The sequence below is a fragment of the Pseudomonas viridiflava genome, assembly GCF_001642795.1.
GTDB classification, from domain to species: Bacteria; Pseudomonadota; Gammaproteobacteria; order Pseudomonadales; family Pseudomonadaceae; genus Aquipseudomonas; species Aquipseudomonas viridiflava.
Genome location: NZ_LKEH01000024.1, coordinates 116827 through 131937, shown reverse-complemented (window position 1 = coordinate 131937; position 15111 = coordinate 116827). Strand labels below are relative to the sequence as shown.

Annotated in this window: 17 protein-coding genes; 12 read left to right on the top strand and 5 right to left on the bottom strand. The window is 59.1% G+C overall.

Features of this window, described 5'->3' with window-relative positions:
* Nucleotides 1-247 precede the first annotated feature (247 nt).
* From hslV to AO065_RS10705, 7 genes are all read left to right on the top strand, one after another.
* Complete coding sequence (hslV, locus tag AO065_RS10735) at nt 248-778, top strand: ATP-dependent protease subunit HslV (RefSeq protein WP_004882674.1); 531 nt, start codon at nt 248-250, stop codon at nt 776-778.
* A gap of 40 nt (nt 779-818) precedes the next feature.
* A complete protein-coding gene (gene hslU, locus AO065_RS10730) occupies nt 819-2156 on the top strand; it encodes an HslU--HslV peptidase ATPase subunit (protein WP_004882675.1) in 1338 nt (445 codons plus the stop codon).
* Nucleotides 2157-2230: 74 nt separating this feature from the next.
* A complete protein-coding gene (locus AO065_RS10725; protein WP_004882676.1) occupies nt 2231-2608 on the top strand; it encodes a gamma-butyrobetaine hydroxylase family protein in 378 nt (125 codons plus the stop codon).
* A 371-nt stretch (nt 2609-2979) separates the two neighbouring features.
* A complete protein-coding gene (phaC, locus tag AO065_RS10720) occupies nt 2980-4659 on the top strand; it encodes a class II poly(R)-hydroxyalkanoic acid synthase (protein WP_004882677.1) in 1680 nt (559 codons plus the stop codon).
* A gap of 132 nt (nt 4660-4791) precedes the next feature.
* A complete protein-coding gene (gene phaZ / locus AO065_RS10715; RefSeq protein WP_004882678.1) occupies nt 4792-5649 on the top strand; it encodes a poly(3-hydroxyalkanoate) depolymerase in 858 nt (285 codons plus the stop codon).
* Between the two features lie 164 nt (nt 5650-5813).
* Nucleotides 5814-7499: a class II poly(R)-hydroxyalkanoic acid synthase gene (gene phaC, locus AO065_RS10710; protein ID WP_004882679.1), complete on the top strand. Its 1686-nt coding sequence runs from the start codon at nt 5814-5816 to the stop codon at nt 7497-7499.
* 80 nt (nt 7500-7579) lie between these two features.
* Nucleotides 7580-8194 carry a TetR/AcrR family transcriptional regulator gene (locus AO065_RS10705; protein ID WP_004882680.1) on the top strand — a complete coding sequence of 205 codons (615 nt, stop codon included), beginning with the start codon at nt 7580-7582 and terminating at the stop codon, nt 8192-8194.
* 174 nt (nt 8195-8368) lie between these two features.
* On the opposite strand, the gene AO065_RS10700 is transcribed toward AO065_RS10705, so the two are convergent.
* The 5 genes from AO065_RS10700 to AO065_RS10680 form a co-directional block, all read right to left on the bottom strand.
* Nucleotides 8369-8842: a helix-turn-helix domain-containing protein gene (locus AO065_RS10700; protein ID WP_025993919.1), complete on the bottom strand. Its 474-nt coding sequence runs from the start codon at nt 8840-8842 to the stop codon at nt 8369-8371.
* 52 nt (nt 8843-8894) lie between these two features.
* Nucleotides 8895-9248: a type II toxin-antitoxin system HigB family toxin gene (locus AO065_RS10695; protein WP_004882682.1), complete on the bottom strand. Its 354-nt coding sequence runs from the start codon at nt 9246-9248 to the stop codon at nt 8895-8897.
* Nucleotides 9249-9428: 180 nt separating this feature from the next.
* Complete coding sequence (locus AO065_RS10690) at nt 9429-10214, bottom strand: phasin family protein (RefSeq protein WP_004882683.1); 786 nt, start codon at nt 10212-10214, stop codon at nt 9429-9431.
* 10 nt (nt 10215-10224) lie between these two features.
* A complete protein-coding gene (locus AO065_RS10685; RefSeq protein WP_004882684.1) occupies nt 10225-10698 on the bottom strand; it encodes a phasin family protein in 474 nt (157 codons plus the stop codon).
* Nucleotides 10699-10858: 160 nt separating this feature from the next.
* Nucleotides 10859-11137 (bottom strand): polyhydroxyalkanoic acid system family protein, encoded by a 279-nt coding sequence (locus AO065_RS10680; protein WP_004882685.1) that lies wholly within the window; start codon nt 11135-11137, stop codon nt 10859-10861.
* 144 nt (nt 11138-11281) lie between these two features.
* On the opposite strand from AO065_RS10680, the gene ubiE reads away from it, so the two are divergent.
* The 5 genes from ubiE (at nt 11282) to AO065_RS10655 (ending at nt 15086) form a co-directional block, all read left to right on the top strand.
* Entirely contained in the window at nt 11282-12052 is a 771-nt protein-coding gene (ubiE, locus tag AO065_RS10675; protein ID WP_004882686.1) for a bifunctional demethylmenaquinone methyltransferase/2-methoxy-6-polyprenyl-1,4-benzoquinol methylase UbiE, read from the top strand.
* Nucleotides 12052-12675 carry a ubiquinone biosynthesis accessory factor UbiJ gene (locus tag AO065_RS10670; protein ID WP_004882687.1) on the top strand — a complete coding sequence of 208 codons (624 nt, stop codon included), beginning with the start codon at nt 12052-12054 and terminating at the stop codon, nt 12673-12675. Before ubiE ends, AO065_RS10670 begins: the two co-directional genes overlap by 1 nt.
* Nucleotides 12672-14291: a ubiquinone biosynthesis regulatory protein kinase UbiB gene (ubiB, locus tag AO065_RS10665; RefSeq protein ID WP_004882688.1), complete on the top strand. Its 1620-nt coding sequence runs from the start codon at nt 12672-12674 to the stop codon at nt 14289-14291. Before AO065_RS10670 ends, ubiB begins: the two co-directional genes overlap by 4 nt.
* 67 nt (nt 14292-14358) lie before the next feature.
* On the top strand, nt 14359-14751 hold the full coding sequence (gene hisI / locus AO065_RS10660) for a phosphoribosyl-AMP cyclohydrolase (RefSeq protein WP_004882689.1): 393 nt from the start codon (nt 14359-14361) through the stop codon (nt 14749-14751).
* Between the two features lie 2 nt (nt 14752-14753).
* Entirely contained in the window at nt 14754-15086 is a 333-nt protein-coding gene (locus AO065_RS10655) for a phosphoribosyl-ATP diphosphatase (protein ID WP_004882690.1), read from the top strand.
* Nucleotides 15087-15111 lie beyond the last annotated feature (25 nt).

Sequence of the window (15111 nt, the reverse complement as noted above, 5' to 3'; positions counted from 1 at the left end):
CTACTTTGCCCCGTCAAAGTAGGTCGCCGAGGGGCGAAAAGGTGACTTGAGCCATGCGCTCGGCTCACTGAGTCCGCATTCTGTGCCATTTGTGACGCAGAGCGTCACGGGAGGCATGCCCACGCGGAGCGATGGGCACGATCAGTGTTGAGGCAGCCATTCATCCTCAACGGTTGAAATACCCGCCCCCACCCCCATATGAGTCTGCATCAGGGCATTTTCGCCCCGCTGCGTGGAGACTCTCCCCTTGACCACCATCGTTTCAGTGCGCCGTCACGGCAAAGTCGTCATGGCTGGCGACGGCCAGGTTTCCCTGGGCAATACCGTCATGAAAGGCAACGCCAAGAAAGTGCGTCGCCTGTACCACGGCGAAGTGATTGCCGGGTTCGCTGGCGCTACCGCCGATGCATTCACGCTGTTCGAGCGCTTTGAAGGCCAACTGGAAAAACACCAGGGCCATCTGGTGCGGGCAGCCGTCGAACTGGCCAAGGACTGGCGCACCGACCGCTCGCTGAGCCGTCTGGAGGCCATGCTGGCCGTCGCCAACAAAGACGCCTCGCTGATCATCACCGGCAACGGCGATGTCGTCGAACCGGAAGACGGTTTGATCGCGATGGGCTCCGGCGGTGCATTCGCTCAGGCCGCCGCACGCGCCCTGCTGCTCAAGACCGATCTGTCGGCACGCGAAATCGCGGAAACGTCCCTGCACATCGCAGGCGACATTTGCGTGTTCACCAACCACAACATCACCATTGAGGAGCAGGACCTCGCCGAATAAGCCGCTGCCGGCTTGTTTGCGCTAGAGGACCGTCAAACATATGTCCATGACTCCCCGCGAAATCGTCCACGAACTCAACCGCCATATCATCGGCCAGGACGATGCCAAGCGCGCCGTCGCGATTGCCCTGCGCAACCGCTGGCGCCGCATGCAGCTGCCTGAAGAGCTGCGCGTCGAAGTGACGCCGAAGAACATTCTGATGATCGGCCCGACCGGTGTCGGCAAGACCGAAATCGCCCGTCGTCTGGCCAAGCTCGCCAACGCGCCGTTCATCAAGGTCGAAGCGACCAAGTTCACTGAAGTCGGCTATGTCGGCCGCGATGTCGAGTCGATCATCCGTGATCTGGCGGACGCTGCGATCAAGCTGCTGCGCGAGCAGGAAATCGTCAAGGTTCGCCATCGTGCCGAAGATGCGGCCGAAGACCGCATCCTCGATGCCCTGCTGCCACCGGCCCGTGTCGGTTTCAACGAAGACCCGGTGCAGACCAACGATTCCAACACTCGCCAGCTGTTCCGCAAGCGCCTGCGCGAAGGTCAGCTGGATGACAAGGAAATCGAGATCGAGATCAACGAAGCCGTGGGCGTCGATATCTCCGCTCCGCCCGGCATGGAAGAAATGACCAACCAGCTTCAGAGCCTGTTTGCCAATATGGGCAAGGGCAAGAAGAAGAGCCGCAAGCTCAAGGTCAAGGAAGCGCTCAAGCTGGTCCGTGAAGAAGAAGCGGGCCGTCTGGTCAACGACGAAGAGTTGAAGGTCAAGGCGCTGGAAGCCGTCGAGCAGCACGGTATCGTGTTCATCGACGAGATCGACAAGGTGGCCAAGCGCGGCAATTCTGGTGGCGTGGACGTGTCCCGCGAAGGCGTTCAGCGCGACCTGCTGCCGCTGATCGAAGGCTGCACCGTCAACACCAAGCTGGGCATGGTCAAGACCGACCACATCCTGTTCATCGCCTCCGGTGCATTCCACCTGAGCAAGCCGAGCGATCTGGTGCCCGAGCTTCAGGGTCGTCTGCCAATCCGCGTCGAGCTCAAGGCCCTGTCGCCGCAGGATTTCGAACGCATCCTCAGCGAGCCGCACGCATCGCTGACCGAGCAGTATTGCGCGCTGCTGAAGACCGAAGGCCTGAATATCGAATTCAAGCCCGAAGGCATCAAGCGTCTGGCGGAAATCGCCTGGCAGGTCAACGAGAAGACCGAGAACATCGGTGCCCGCCGCCTGCACACGCTGCTTGAGCGCCTGCTTGAGGAAGTGTCGTTCAGCGCAGGCGACATGGCCTCCAGCCCTGACGCTGCGCCGATCGCCATCGACGCCGATTACGTCAACAGTCACCTGGGCGAGTTGGCCAAGGACGAAGATTTGTCGCGTTACATTCTGTAAGCCTGCCAGACTGCACAGGGGCGCCGAAAAGCGCTCCTGTGCATGCATCGCCTTGAACATCGAAACCGGAATCCATGAGCCCAATCCCCAGCGCCATTCAGTTGCACAAGGCCTCGAAGACCCTGACGCTCAAATACGCGTCCGGTGAGGAATATCACCTGCCTGCCGAGCTGCTGCGGGTGCATTCTCCCTCAGCCGAGGTTCAGGGCCACGGCAAACCGATTCTGCAACACGGCAAACTGAATGTAGGCCTGACGAAAGTCGAGCCGGCCGGGCAATACGCGCTGAAACTGACCTTCGACGATGGTCATGACAGCGGCCTGTTCACCTGGGAATACCTCCACGAACTGGCCGTGCGTCAGGAAGCCTTGTGGGCGGACTATCTTCAGGAGCTGGAAAAAGCCGGCAAGTCCCGCGACCCCTCCGAGCACGTCGTCAAACTCATGCTTTGACCCGCAAAACCCCGCCCCAGCCGCTCTGGCACGCCATCTGCCGTTTTAGGACGCGCTTTCTAATCGAATTTGTTTCAATGTTCCGCGCAGCGGCCAATGACTGACGCCGCTTGCGATTTTTTGAAATCTCGCGTAACCAATGGCATTGGCAATTTCCTCCGCATCGATCCGATGCGCAGACGCGGTATGCAAGGAGTGGTTACACGAAGCGCAGCTGTTCAGATGCCTTCGCGGTAGCCTGCGTGAAAATCGGGAAATTGGCTGCCAAGCCATCTTAGGTCACACGAGCAGTAGTACCGGCTATTCGCCTGTGTCACTGGTTCACAGGGAAGTAGTTGCGGTACTCGTCTCAGGACAACGGAGCGTCGTAGATGAGTAACACGAAAGACGATGACCTGCAGCGCCAGGCCTCTGAACACACCTTGAATCTCAATCCGGTGGTGGGCTTGCGTCGCAAGGACTTACTGACCACCGCACGCATGGTGCTACGCCAGGCCATCAGACAACCGATCCACAGCCTCAAGCATGTCGCTCATCTGGGTACCGAACTCAGAAAGGTGGTGTTCGGCAAATCCGCTCTGCAGCCGTCCCCGGATGATCGACGCTTTGCCGACCCGGCCTGGAGCCAGAACCCGCTGTATCGCCGCTATCTGCAGACTTACCTTGCCTGGCGCAAGGAGCTGCATGACTGGATTGGCGGTAGCAATCTCACCCCGCAGGACGTCAGCCGTGCTCACTTTGTGATCAATCTGATGACCGAAGCCATGTCGCCCACCAACTCGGCCGCCAACCCTGCCGCCGTGAAGCGCTTCTTTGAAACCGGTGGCAAAAGCCTGCTCGACGGTCTGTCACACCTCGCCAAAGACCTGGTGCACAACGGTGGCATGCCCAGCCAGGTGAACATGGACGCGTTCGAGGTGGGCAAGAACCTCGGGACGACCGAAGGCGCGGTGGTGTTTCGCAACGATGTGCTCGAACTGATCCAGTACAAGCCGATCACCGAGCAGGTCCACGAAAAGCCACTGCTGGTGATTCCGCCGCAGATCAACAAGTTCTACGTCTTCGATCTGAGCCCGGAAAAGAGCCTGGCGCGCTTCTGTCTGCGCAGCAATGTGCAGACGTTCATCATCAGTTGGCGCAACCCGACCAAGGCCCAGCGCGAGTGGGGCCTGTCGACCTACATCGAGGCGCTGAAGGAAGCCGTGGACGTAGTCCTGGCGATCACCGGCAGCAAGGACCTGACCGTGTTGGGCGCCTGTTCCGGCGGCATCACCTGCACCGCCCTGCTGGGCCATTACGCAGCCCTCGGCGAGCAGAAGATCAACGCCATGACCCTGCTGGTCAGCGTGCTGGATACCACGCTGGACACCGATGTCGCCCTGTTCGTCGATGAGCAGACCCTGGAAACCGCCAAGCGCCATTCGTATCAGGCAGGCGTGCTGGAAGGCCGGGACATGGCCAAGGTGTTCGCGTGGATGCGACCCAACGACCTGATCTGGAATTACTGGGTCAACAACTACCTGCTCGGCAATGAACCGCCGGTCTTCGACATCCTGTTCTGGAACAACGACACCACGCGTCTGCCGGCGGCCTTTCATGGCGACCTGATCGAGATGTTCAAGAACAACCCGCTGACTCGCCCGAACGCGCTGGAAGTCTGTGGCACACCGATCGACCTGAAACAGGTGACCACCGATGTGTTCTGTCTGGCAGGCACCAATGACCACATCACGCCGTGGCCGTCCTGCTACAAGTCCGCCCGTCTGTTCGGCGGCAAGACCGAGTTCGTGCTGTCCAGCAGCGGGCACATCCAGAGCATTCTCAACCCGCCGGGCAATCCCAAGTCGCGCTACATGACCAACACCGAGTTGCCAGCCACGCCAGACGAATGGCAGGAAAACGGTACCAAGCACACAGACTCGTGGTGGCTGCACTGGCAGGCCTGGCAGACCGAGCGTTCGGGCAAGCTCAAGAAAGCGCCCACCACACTTGGCAATAAAACATTCCCGGCAGGCGAAGCGGCACCCGGCACCTACGTTCACGAACGCTAGACTCAAGGAAGAAGGCGCACTGCCGTTCACTATGGAAGTGACCGGCAGTGCTCGTTAGGCGAATGACAGACGTACGATCTGGTCGAAACGCAGGACAGCTTTCCCAGCGGTTTAACCAACAGGGCTTTGCGCATGCCTCAACCGTTTGTATTTCGCTCCATCGACCTGGACGGTCATACCATTCGCACCGCTGTGCGACCCGGCAAGAGCCATTTGACGCCGCTGCTGATCTTCAACGGCATCGGTGCCAACCTCGAGCTGGTGTTTCCGTTCGTCGACGCGCTGGACCCGGATCTGGAAGTCATCGCGTTCGACGTGCCAGGCGTCGGCGGCTCCTCCACACCCAAACGTCCGTACCGCTTTCCGGGGCTGGCGAAGCTGGCCGCGCGCATGCTCGATTATCTGGACTACGGGCAGGTGAATGCGATTGGCGTGTCGTGGGGCGGTGCGCTGGCACAGCAGTTCGCCCACGACTACCCCGAACGCTGCAAGAAGCTGGTGCTGGCCGCGACTGCGGCCGGTATGGCGATGGTGCCCGGCAAGCCACGGGTGCTGTGGCTGATGGCAAGTCCGCGCCGGTACATCCAGCCTTCGCACGTGATCCGTATCGCACCGGAAATCTATGGTGGTGCGTTCCGTCGCGACCCTCATCTGGCGGCCAACCATGCGGCGAAGGTCCGCTCGTCCGGCAAGCTCGGTTACTACTGGCAGCTGTTCGCAGGCATGGGCTGGACCAGTATCCACTGGCTGCACAAGATTCATCAGCCGACGCTGGTGCTGGCGGGTGATGACGATCCATTGATCCCGTTGGTCAATATGCGCCTGTTGGCTTGGCGGATACCCAATGCCCAGCTACACATAATCGATGACGGGCATTTGTTCCTGATCACTCGAGCCGAAGCCGTGGCTCCCATCATCATGAGTTTTCTGCAACAGGAACGACAACGCGCAGTCATGCACCCGCAACCTGTACCTCCCAGAGCGCGCTGAATCCGTCCGTCACGGTCGAAGGCACTGGAACGCTTCGCGAACAAAAAAGCTTCACCGACTGCGCCAGAGACAGGAGTGTCGAACCGCGCAGAACGACGCAGGCCGCCGCGACGGGGCCTGCGCCAGTCCATGAGTTGATGGCTTGACGAAGGAGTGTTGCCCTCATGCAAGAAAAACCCACGAAGGTTGCCGAAATGACGCCGGCCACCTTCATCAACGTGCAAAGCGCCGTGACCGGCCTGCGCGGACGCGATCTGTTTTCCACCCTGCGCAGTGTCGCCACCCAAGGCTTGCGCCATCCCTTTCGCAGCGCCCGCCACGCCCTGGCGCTGGGCGGTCAGTTGGGGCGCGTGATGCTGCTGGGCGAGACGCCGCATCCGCCCAACCCGCGCGACAGCCGTTTCGCCGACCCGACCTGGAGCCTCAACCCGCTGTACCGTCGTGGCTTGCAGGCTTATCTGAGCTGGCAGCACCAGGTCAAACGCTGGATCGATGACTGCGACCTGTCCAAGGATGACCGCGCAAGGGCGCACTTTCTGTTCAACCTGCTCAACGATGCCCTGTCGCCAACCAACACCCTGCTCAATCCGCTGGCGGTCAAGGAGCTGTTCAATTCCGGCGGCACCAGCCTGATCAAGGGTCTGAGCCACATGGCCGATGATCTGCTGCACAACAACGGCTTGCCCAGCCAGACCACCAAAGACGCGTTTGAAATTGGTCGGACTGTGGCGGCAACACCCGGCGCAGTGGTGTTTCGCAACGAGATGCTTGAGCTGATCCAGTACAAGCCGATGAGCGAAAAGCAGTTCAGCCGACCGATGCTGATTGTCCCGCCGCAGATCAACAAGTACTACATCTTCGACCTGAGCCCCACCAACAGCTTTGTGCAATACGCACTCAAGAATGGCCTGCAGACTTTCGTGATCAGTTGGCGCAACCCGGATGTGCGGCATCGGGAATGGGGCTTGTCCAGTTACGTGGAGGCCACCGAAGAAGCGATGAATGTGTGCCGGGCAATCACCGGTGCCCGTGAAGTGAACATGGTCGGAGCCTGCGCCGGTGGTCTGACCATCGCCGCGCTGCAAGGCCATTTGCAGGCAAAGCGCCAGATACGGCGAGTGGCAAGCGCGACCTACATGGTCAGCCTGCTGGACAGCCAGATCGAAAGCCCGGCCACGCTGTTCATTGACGAAGAAGCACTGGAAGCCGCCAAACGTCGCTCCTATCAGCGGGGTGTGCTGGAGGGCAGCGACATGAGCCGGGTATTTGCCTGGATGCGGCCCAACGACCTGATCTGGAGCTACTGGGTCAACAACTACCTGCTGGGCAAGGCACCACCGCCGTTCGACATTCTGTACTGGAACAACGACACCACACGTCTGCCGGCCGCGCTGCACGGCGACCTGCTGGATTTCTTCAAGCACAACCCGCTCAGCCATCCGGGCGGACTGGAGGTCTGCGGTACGCCTATCGATCTGCAGAAAGTCACAGTGGACAGTTTCAGCGTCGCCGGCATCAACGACCACATCACGCCTTGGGATTCGGTCTATCGCTCGACCCTGCTGCTGGGCGGCGAGCGTCGTTTCCTGCTGTCCAACAGTGGTCACGTGCAGAGCATCCTCAACCCGCCGGGCAATCCGAAAGCCAATTACGTAGAGAACGGCAAGCTCAGCGGCGACCCGCGCGCCTGGTATTACGACGCCCAGAAACACGAAGGCAGCTGGTGGCCTGAATGGCTGACCTGGATTCAGGAGCGTTCCGGCAGTGAGCGCGAGACCCGCATGGAATTGGGCAACGCCAAGTACCCGCCGATGGAAGCCGCGCCGGGCACCTACGTGCACATGCGCTGATGGCCTGACCTGAAGGGGCCACCCTGTGCGGTGCGCCCCTTGCCTCCTGATGACTTTGGATTCTCGAACAAGAAGACTGGATGAAAACCCGCGACCGTATCCTCGAATGTGCGCTGACGCTGTTCAATCAACAGGGCGAACCCAACGTCTCGACGCTGGAAATCGCCAACGAAATGGGTATCAGCCCTGGCAATCTGTACTACCACTTTCACGGCAAGGAGCCGCTGATTCTGGGTCTGTTCGAACGCTTCCAGACCGAACTCGCCCCTCTGCTCGACCCGCCCGCCGACGCAAGGCTCAATGCCGAAGACTACTGGATGTTCCTGCACTTGATCGTCGAGCGCCTGTCGCACTACCGATTTCTGTTTCAGGACCTGTCCAACCTCGCCGGACGCCTGCCCAAGCTGGCACGTGGCATCCGCAACCTGCTCAACTCACTCAAACGCACCCTGGCCTCACTGCTGGCCCGCCTGAAATCCCAAGGCCAACTGGTCAGCGAAACCCAGGCACTGGGGCAACTGGTGGAGCAGATCACCATGACCCTGCTGTTCTCGCTGGATTACCAGCGCATTCTTGGCCGTGAAGGCGACGTGCGGGTGGTGGTGTACCAGATCATGATGCTCGTCACCCCGCACCTGCTACCCACCTCGAGGCAGGCAGCCGAGCAGATTGCGATGGAGTATCTGGGGCGGTGAGAGGCGACATCGTCACAGCCTTCATCCGAGCAGAACATAAAGGCATCCGCAAAAAAGCCAGGCACATGTTACGCGGCGGCCTTCGTATTATAAACAGCGGTACCTTGAATGCCTGTTTCCGAGGGGAGGCGGTCGAACGTTCACGCTTCAAAAAAATGATTAAACATAAAAGAATCAGACGACGCCATGCATGAAAAACTCGACGGGCACTTTAAAAAATTCTGCAAAGCCTTTTATCTGAGCAACCGTCATTTTCCTCTTGTTGTTCAGTATCTCGGAAACAGCACTTTGAGTGGCAACACCTGACAAATCCTTCTGTCTGACTCCCCTGTCCGAAATCAGGAAAGCCAGTGCTTCCGCCTGAGAGGAGTAAGGAATCAAAACGGTTTCGGTCTCGTACTCATACACACGCTCGGCCACCAGCTCCGCAAAGCGCGCGGCTGCGTGATCTTCACTGTCTGCATGAGAGTAAAGCTCATTGATCAGCGCCATCCGCCCCTTCAAGTCAGTGTCACTCTTGACGGGATCATGACAAGCAGCCAATAACTGGGCCATCGTTGCTATCTGATCGTTTAAGCCATCAAGCATCGGTGAAATGTTAGCGATGAAGGAATCCAGCCCAGTGGCTCCGTTCTTATCATGCTTCATTGCGTCACCTATAATTACGTTATACATAGATAGAACCGATCGTCCTGATCAACTACTTAACGTCACTCTTGCACCACTTGTCATAACCGGCGTGGGGCAGAATATCCTTTATATAAATAGTGCCATTCCGGGTATTAATCCACGCAATAATCCGGCACTCGTTTTTCTTGATGTCGAAGACATACACATCAAGAGGCCCTTTAAGGCTCGGCTGTCTCAGCTTCGAGCAGGGGATTCGATCAACGTTCCATCCGGAAGTGGTGACCCAGGTATCTCGAAGCTGCTCGAAAGACTCAAAGCGCAGAGTCGCCCTGTCAAAGGTGGTGAGCCACAAACTCAGTGCCGCCTTCCACTGACTATGAGCTTCGATGGCTTTCGCAACCGTCGTTTTTGCTATTACCCGCATGTCTTCAAGTCTTCGGCATCCCTACACGAAAGCATTTTTTATCTCAAATACAGATATCTGTCAAACAGATATCCACTGTAGAGCCAAACACCTCTTTCAGGTTTGGCCGATAGCTATATTTCCCGCCCAACAAAAAACCCGACCTGCTGAGCAGGTCGGGCCTTGGCGTTTCCGGTCTTCTTACGAAGGCTGGTTGGCGGGTGCTTCCGGTGGAGGCGTTGGCGCGGCAGCCGGTTTCGGGCTGTCTGCCGTGGCCGAAGCGGCGGGCTTGGGCGCGGCCGCTTTTTTGGCTGCCGGCTTTCTCGGCGCAGCCGGTTTGGCGGCTGGCTTGGCGGCATCCTTGGCCTTGCTGGCCGTTTTGGACGCCGCTTTCTCTGCAGCATCAAGCGGCTTGGCGGCCGCCTTTCTGGCCGCAGGCTTGGCCGCTGCTGCTTTATCCGCAGCCTTGTCCGCTGTCTTGGCGACGGTTTTGGCCGCTGCTTTCAGCGGTTTGGCCGTGGTCTTGGGAGCAGGCTTGGGCGCGGCAGCAGCGCGCGGCGCAACCGGACGAGCCTTGGCGCCGGTCAGTTGCTCGATCTGCTGAGTCAACTGATCGACCTTGCTGTGCAATGCCTGGACTTCGTTACGGCTCGGCACACCCAGACGCGAAATGGCGCTGTTCAGACGCTTGTCGAACGCACCTTCCAGTTCGCTCCACTTGCCCAAAGCCATGTCCTTGACATCACCGACACGGGACTTGGCCGCCTTGGTGGTGTCCTTGACTTCGTCGATCTGTTTCTGCGCTTCGGCCTTGGTCTGCTTCTCGGCCTTTTCGCCGTCTTTTACCAACGTCTCGAAAAGCTTACTGCCGTCATTGCTTATCTTGGAGTAAGCGCCTAAACCAGCCAGCCAGATTTGGCGAGAGTACTTCTCAACCTCGCCAATCCAGGAGCTGCCTTCTTTCTCTACCTTTTTCTTGCCAGCCATCCTGCTCTCCTTATTGTCCAGGCTCGGAACGTTCGAGTCGTTTAGGCTCAGAGCGTTCGAGCTTCTTGGGCCCGACACGTTCAAGCAATGCCGTCAGCTCATCGAGCTTAGCAGAGAGCGTGTCAACATCATGTTTAGACGGGATGCCAATCCGGTTCAAGGCCTTTGCGACGCGGCGGTCGAAAGCACTTTCGATTCGGTCGAGTTGCGCTTCGACGCGCCCCTTGGTATCGGAGACTTCGCCCTTGATCGAGTCCATTTCGCTGTTCGCGGCTTCAAGCTTTTCATCCAGGGCTTTTTTGGCTTCTTTCTCAGTCTGCTCGCCGGTCTTGATCAGCTCTTTGACGTACTGCGTACCTTCCTCGTTGACCTTGGCGTAGGCGCCCAGGCCTGCCAGCCAGATCTTGCGGGCATACAGCTTGACGTCGGAAAAGGTGGAAGCCTGTTCGTCTTCGATTTTTTTCCTGGTGGTAACTCTGGCCATGGTGCACCTCATGCTCGAAAGTTGAAGGAACCGCCCCACAGGGGCATGGGCTCAAAGCTACGGAGAAAAATTAGAATGCTCACCCTAGGGTGAAAGGAAGGGAGCAGAGCCCGGCGGCCTGCTGAGCCCCGACAAACGGGGCATTACGGCTCGGACAGTCTCAGGCAGCCAGTGCCTTGTCCAGCACACGCTCGACCTCGGACTTGATCGAGCCGCTCATGGTCGACAGGATGAAGTTCAGGTCGATGTTGATGCGAATTAGCTCGTCCTCGACTTCCACCTTGCCCTTGGCGCCCTTGCCTTCAAGTTTCACGGTGTCGCCTACCCACTCATGGGCCAGGCCATATCGGTCGGCCAGCTTTTCCACCAACTGCTCCGCCTTCTCGCGCGCCTGCTCCCGGCCCAGGGAATGAGGGCGCTCAACCGTTATCTTCGCCATGAGAGTGTTCCTTGATGATCGTATGAAATGCGGCGCAACTATATACACCCGTCTGCATCCAAGAAAGCGTTGGCGGTGAGCCTTGTCAAGACAAAGCCAGCCTTGACGATTAGAATGGCCCGCAATCTATTCCGGTGAAGCGATATGAACGATCAGCGCAAAGGCAGCGATGCCGAACCTACGACTCACTTCGGTTACAAAAATGTACCGGAAAGCCAGAAGGCAGAAAAAGTCGCTGAGGTATTCCACTCGGTAGCGGCCAAGTACGACCTGATGAATGACCTGCTGTCCGGCGGCATGCACAGGCTCTGGAAACGCTTTGCCATCGAACTCTCGGGCGTTCGTACCGGCAACCGCGTGCTCGACATCGCGGGCGGCACGGGCGACCTGACCCGCAAGTTCTCCAGCCTCGTCGGCCCGACCGGCCACGTGGTACTGGCCGACATCAACGCCTCGATGCTGAAGGTCGGCCGCGACCGACTGCTCGACCTGGGCGTTGCCGGCAATGTGGAATTCGTCCAGGCCGACGCTGAAAAGTTGCCGTTCCCGGACAACCATTTCGACTGTGTGACCATCGCCTTCGGCCTGCGCAACGTGACGCACAAGGAAGACGCCCTGCGTTCCATGCTGCGCGTGCTCAAGCCCGGCGGTCGCCTGCTGGTGCTGGAGTTTTCCAAGCCGACCAACAAGCTGATGTCCAAGGCCTACGACGCCTATTCCTTCGCGTTCATGCCGTTCATGGGCAAGCTGGTGACCAACGATTCGGAAAGCTACCGCTACCTGGCCGAGTCGATTCGCATGCACCCCAATCAGGAAACCCTGAAGTCGATGATGGTAGAAGCCGGTTTTGACCGCGTGACCTATCACAACATGACCTCGGGTATCGTCGCCCTGCACCGCGGTATCAAACCGTAATGTTGCTTCGGGGGCTGCTCGCCAGCGTTGAGCACGGTATCAACCGCATGTTGCGTCTGGACAGCACGGCGCTGCCGCGTCTGGCGCGGTTGTCCGGCCATGTGATCAAGATCGATTGCCGCGATCCGTCCCTGAAAATCTACATTCTGCCCAGCGACGAGGGCCTGCTGTTGGCCCCTGAATGGGCCGCCGATGCCGACTGCACCCTTCGTGCTCCGGCGTCGAGCCTGCTGCGTCTGGCCCTGAGCAAGGACAAGACGGCCGTGCTGCACGGTCCTGAAGTCGAGCTGGATGGCGACAGTGGTGTACTGCTGGAACTGGTCGGGATCCTTCAGGACCTTGAGCTGGACTGGGAACACGAGCTGTCCCGCTGGCTGGGTCCTGTGGCCAGCCAACTGCTCAGCGGCCATTTACGCAATAGTGCGCGCTGGACGCGTGATAGTGTGGCGAGCCTGAGCCAGAACGCGGCCGACTACTTCAGCGAAGAGTCGCGCACCCTGGTCGGCAAACATGAAGCCGAAGCCCGCTTTGCCGAACTCGACCAGATCAAACTCGATCTGGAACGCCTCGAGGCGCGTTTTGCGCGCCTTGCCCGATCCCTCAATTCCAGCGATAACGCATGAAGCTGCTTGCCGTCCGCCGTCTGTTTCGCATTCAACGTGTCGTTATTCGCTACCGCCTCGATGACCTGTTGTTCGCCCTGCCCCTGCCGTGGTGGATGCTGGCAGTTCGTTTCGTGCTGCCGTGGCGCTGGCTGCCGCGCAGCAAATCGGAGCTGAGCCGTGGCGCACGCTTCCGTCTGGCCTTGCAGGATCTCGGGCCGATCTTCATCAAGTTCGGTCAGCTGCTCTCGACCCGGCGCGACCTGTTGCCCGAGGACATTGCCGACGAACTGATGCTGCTGCAGGACCGCGTACCGCCGTTCGACCAGAATCTGGCCATCAAGCTGATCGAAGAACAGCTTGGCGCGAAAATCTGCGACGTGTTCAGCCGCTTCGATGAAACACCCTTGGCGTCGGCTTCGGTCGCGCAGGTACACGCCGCTCGTCTGAAGACCGGCGAAGAGGTTGTCGTCAAGGTGGTGCGTCCCGGCCTGAAACCGATCATCGGCCAGGATCTGGCGTGGCTGTTCATCCTGGCCCGTACCGCCGAGCGCGTATCAGCCGATGCGCGATTGCTGCACCCGGTGCAAGTGGTGATGGACTACGAGAAAACCATCTACGACGAACTGGACCTGCTGCGCGAAGCCGCCAACTCCAGCCAGTTGCGTCGCAATTTCGAAGGCTCCGAGCTGTTGTATGTGCCGCAGGTCTACTGGGACTGGTGCCGCCCGAAAGTGCTGGTCATGGAACGCATCTACGGCGTTCAGGTGACCGATCTGGCGACCCTGGCCGATCAGCGTACCGACATGAAACTGCTCGCCGAGCGCGGAGTGGAAATCTTTTTCACGCAGATCTTCCGCGACAGCTTCTTTCACGCCGACATGCACCCAGGCAACATCTTCATCAGCACAGTCAGCCCCTGGAGCCCGCAGTACATCGCCATCGACTGCGGCATCGTCGGCAGCCTGACACCGGAAGACCAGGACTATCTGGCCCGCAACCTCTTCGCTTTCTTCAAGCGCGATTACCGTCGCGTGGCGCAATTGCACATTGATTCGGGCTGGGTGCCGGCCGAAACCAAACTCAATGAGTTCGAGGCAGCGATCCGCACCGTGTGCGAGCCGATCTTCGAGAAGCCGCTCAAGGACATTTCCTTCGGGCAGGTGTTGATGCGCCTGTTCCAGACTGCACGCCGCTTCAACATGGAGGTCCAGCCACAACTGGTCCTGCTGCAAAAGACCCTGCTCAACATCGAAGGTCTGGGTCGCCAGCTATATCCCGAGCTTGACCTCTGGAGCACCGCACAACCCTATCTGGAACGCTGGATGCGCGAACGCGTCAGCCCCAAGACACTGGTTAGCAATCTGCAATCGCAGGTCGAGCAGTTGCCGCACATCGCCAACATGACACGCGACCTGCTGGAGCGTCTGTCCCGCCCGCACGCTTCCGACCCGCCAAACCCATGGCGCGAGAACAGGGACGGCTGGGCCTTGCGACTGATCGGCTCGGCCTTGCTGGCAGGTGGTGTCATACAGGGCTGGGTGATCAGCGAAGCCGGTACGCAACTGCCGACACTTGCGGCCTGGCCCGCGGCGATCATGCTCATTGCCGGGCTGTATCTGATCGTTCGCCGATAGCCAGCAGCGCATGGCGCTGGCACACTGTTCAACCCGCCGGGCCTCAAGTCCGGCTGCCGGAGTAGATATGAAAGACTGGCTGGACGAGATTCACTGGAACAGCGACGGTCTGGTGCCTGCAATCGCTCAGGACCACAAGACCGGTCGCGTACTGATGATGGCCTGGATGAACCGCGAGGCCCTGAGCCTGACGGCGTCCGAGAATCGTGCAATCTATTGGTCGCGTTCGCGTGGCAAACTCTGGCGCAAAGGTGAAGAATCGGGTCATGTGCAAAAACTGCATGAACTGCGCCTGGACTGTGATGCCGACGTCGTCATCCTGATGGTCGAGCAGATCGGCGGCATCGCGTGCCACACTGGCCGTGAAAGTTGCTTCTACCGAGTGTATGAAAATTCAGGCTGGAAGACCGTCGACCCGGTCTTGAAAGATCCTGATGCTATTTACCATGCAGGCCATTGAACATGACTGATACGCTGTCCCGCCTGGCCGAGGTGCTGGAATCACGCAAGGATGCCGCTGCCGACAGTTCCTATGTCGCCAGCCTGTATCACAAGGGTTTGAACAAGATTCTGGAAAAACTTGGCGAGGAATCGGTTGAAACCATCATTGCCGCCAAAGACGCTGCCGTCAGCGGTGATTGCAGCGACGTGATTTATGAAACGGCTGACCTGTGGTTCCACAGCATGGTCATGCTTGCGGCACTGGGTCAGCATCCACAGGCCGTGCTCGATGAACTGGACCGCCGGTTCGGGCTGTCCGGTCATGCGGAAAAAGCCGCCCGCACAGCAGACTGACTGCCTTCCCCTTTCGAGCTTGAAG

What these genes read in the sequence shown, in the direction of transcription:
- hslU (WP_004882675.1), top strand. Translation starts at nt 819, where the DNA reads ATGTCCATGACTCCCCGCGAAATCGTCCACGAACTCAACCGCCATATC.
- AO065_RS10725 (WP_004882676.1), top strand. Translation starts at nt 2,231, where the DNA reads ATGAGCCCAATCCCCAGCGCCATTCAGTTGCACAAGGCCTCGAAGACC.
- phaC (WP_004882677.1), top strand. Translation starts at nt 2,980, where the DNA reads ATGAGTAACACGAAAGACGATGACCTGCAGCGCCAGGCCTCTGAACAC.
- phaZ (WP_004882678.1), top strand. Translation starts at nt 4,792, where the DNA reads ATGCCTCAACCGTTTGTATTTCGCTCCATCGACCTGGACGGTCATACC.
- phaC (WP_004882679.1), top strand. Translation starts at nt 5,814, where the DNA reads ATGCAAGAAAAACCCACGAAGGTTGCCGAAATGACGCCGGCCACCTTC.
- AO065_RS10705 (WP_004882680.1), top strand. Translation starts at nt 7,580, where the DNA reads ATGAAAACCCGCGACCGTATCCTCGAATGTGCGCTGACGCTGTTCAAT.
- AO065_RS10700 (WP_025993919.1), bottom strand. Translation starts at nt 8,842, where the DNA reads ATGAAGCATGATAAGAACGGAGCCACTGGGCTGGATTCCTTCATCGCT.
- AO065_RS10695 (WP_004882682.1), bottom strand. Translation starts at nt 9,248, where the DNA reads ATGCGGGTAATAGCAAAAACGACGGTTGCGAAAGCCATCGAAGCTCAT.
- AO065_RS10690 (WP_004882683.1), bottom strand. Translation starts at nt 10,214, where the DNA reads ATGGCTGGCAAGAAAAAGGTAGAGAAAGAAGGCAGCTCCTGGATTGGC.
- AO065_RS10685 (WP_004882684.1), bottom strand. Translation starts at nt 10,698, where the DNA reads ATGGCCAGAGTTACCACCAGGAAAAAAATCGAAGACGAACAGGCTTCC.
- AO065_RS10680 (WP_004882685.1), bottom strand. Translation starts at nt 11,137, where the DNA reads ATGGCGAAGATAACGGTTGAGCGCCCTCATTCCCTGGGCCGGGAGCAG.
- ubiE (WP_004882686.1), top strand. Translation starts at nt 11,282, where the DNA reads ATGAACGATCAGCGCAAAGGCAGCGATGCCGAACCTACGACTCACTTC.
- AO065_RS10670 (WP_004882687.1), top strand. Translation starts at nt 12,052, where the DNA reads ATGTTGCTTCGGGGGCTGCTCGCCAGCGTTGAGCACGGTATCAACCGC.
- ubiB (WP_004882688.1), top strand. Translation starts at nt 12,672, where the DNA reads ATGAAGCTGCTTGCCGTCCGCCGTCTGTTTCGCATTCAACGTGTCGTT.
- hisI (WP_004882689.1), top strand. Translation starts at nt 14,359, where the DNA reads ATGAAAGACTGGCTGGACGAGATTCACTGGAACAGCGACGGTCTGGTG.
- AO065_RS10655 (WP_004882690.1), top strand. Translation starts at nt 14,754, where the DNA reads ATGACTGATACGCTGTCCCGCCTGGCCGAGGTGCTGGAATCACGCAAG.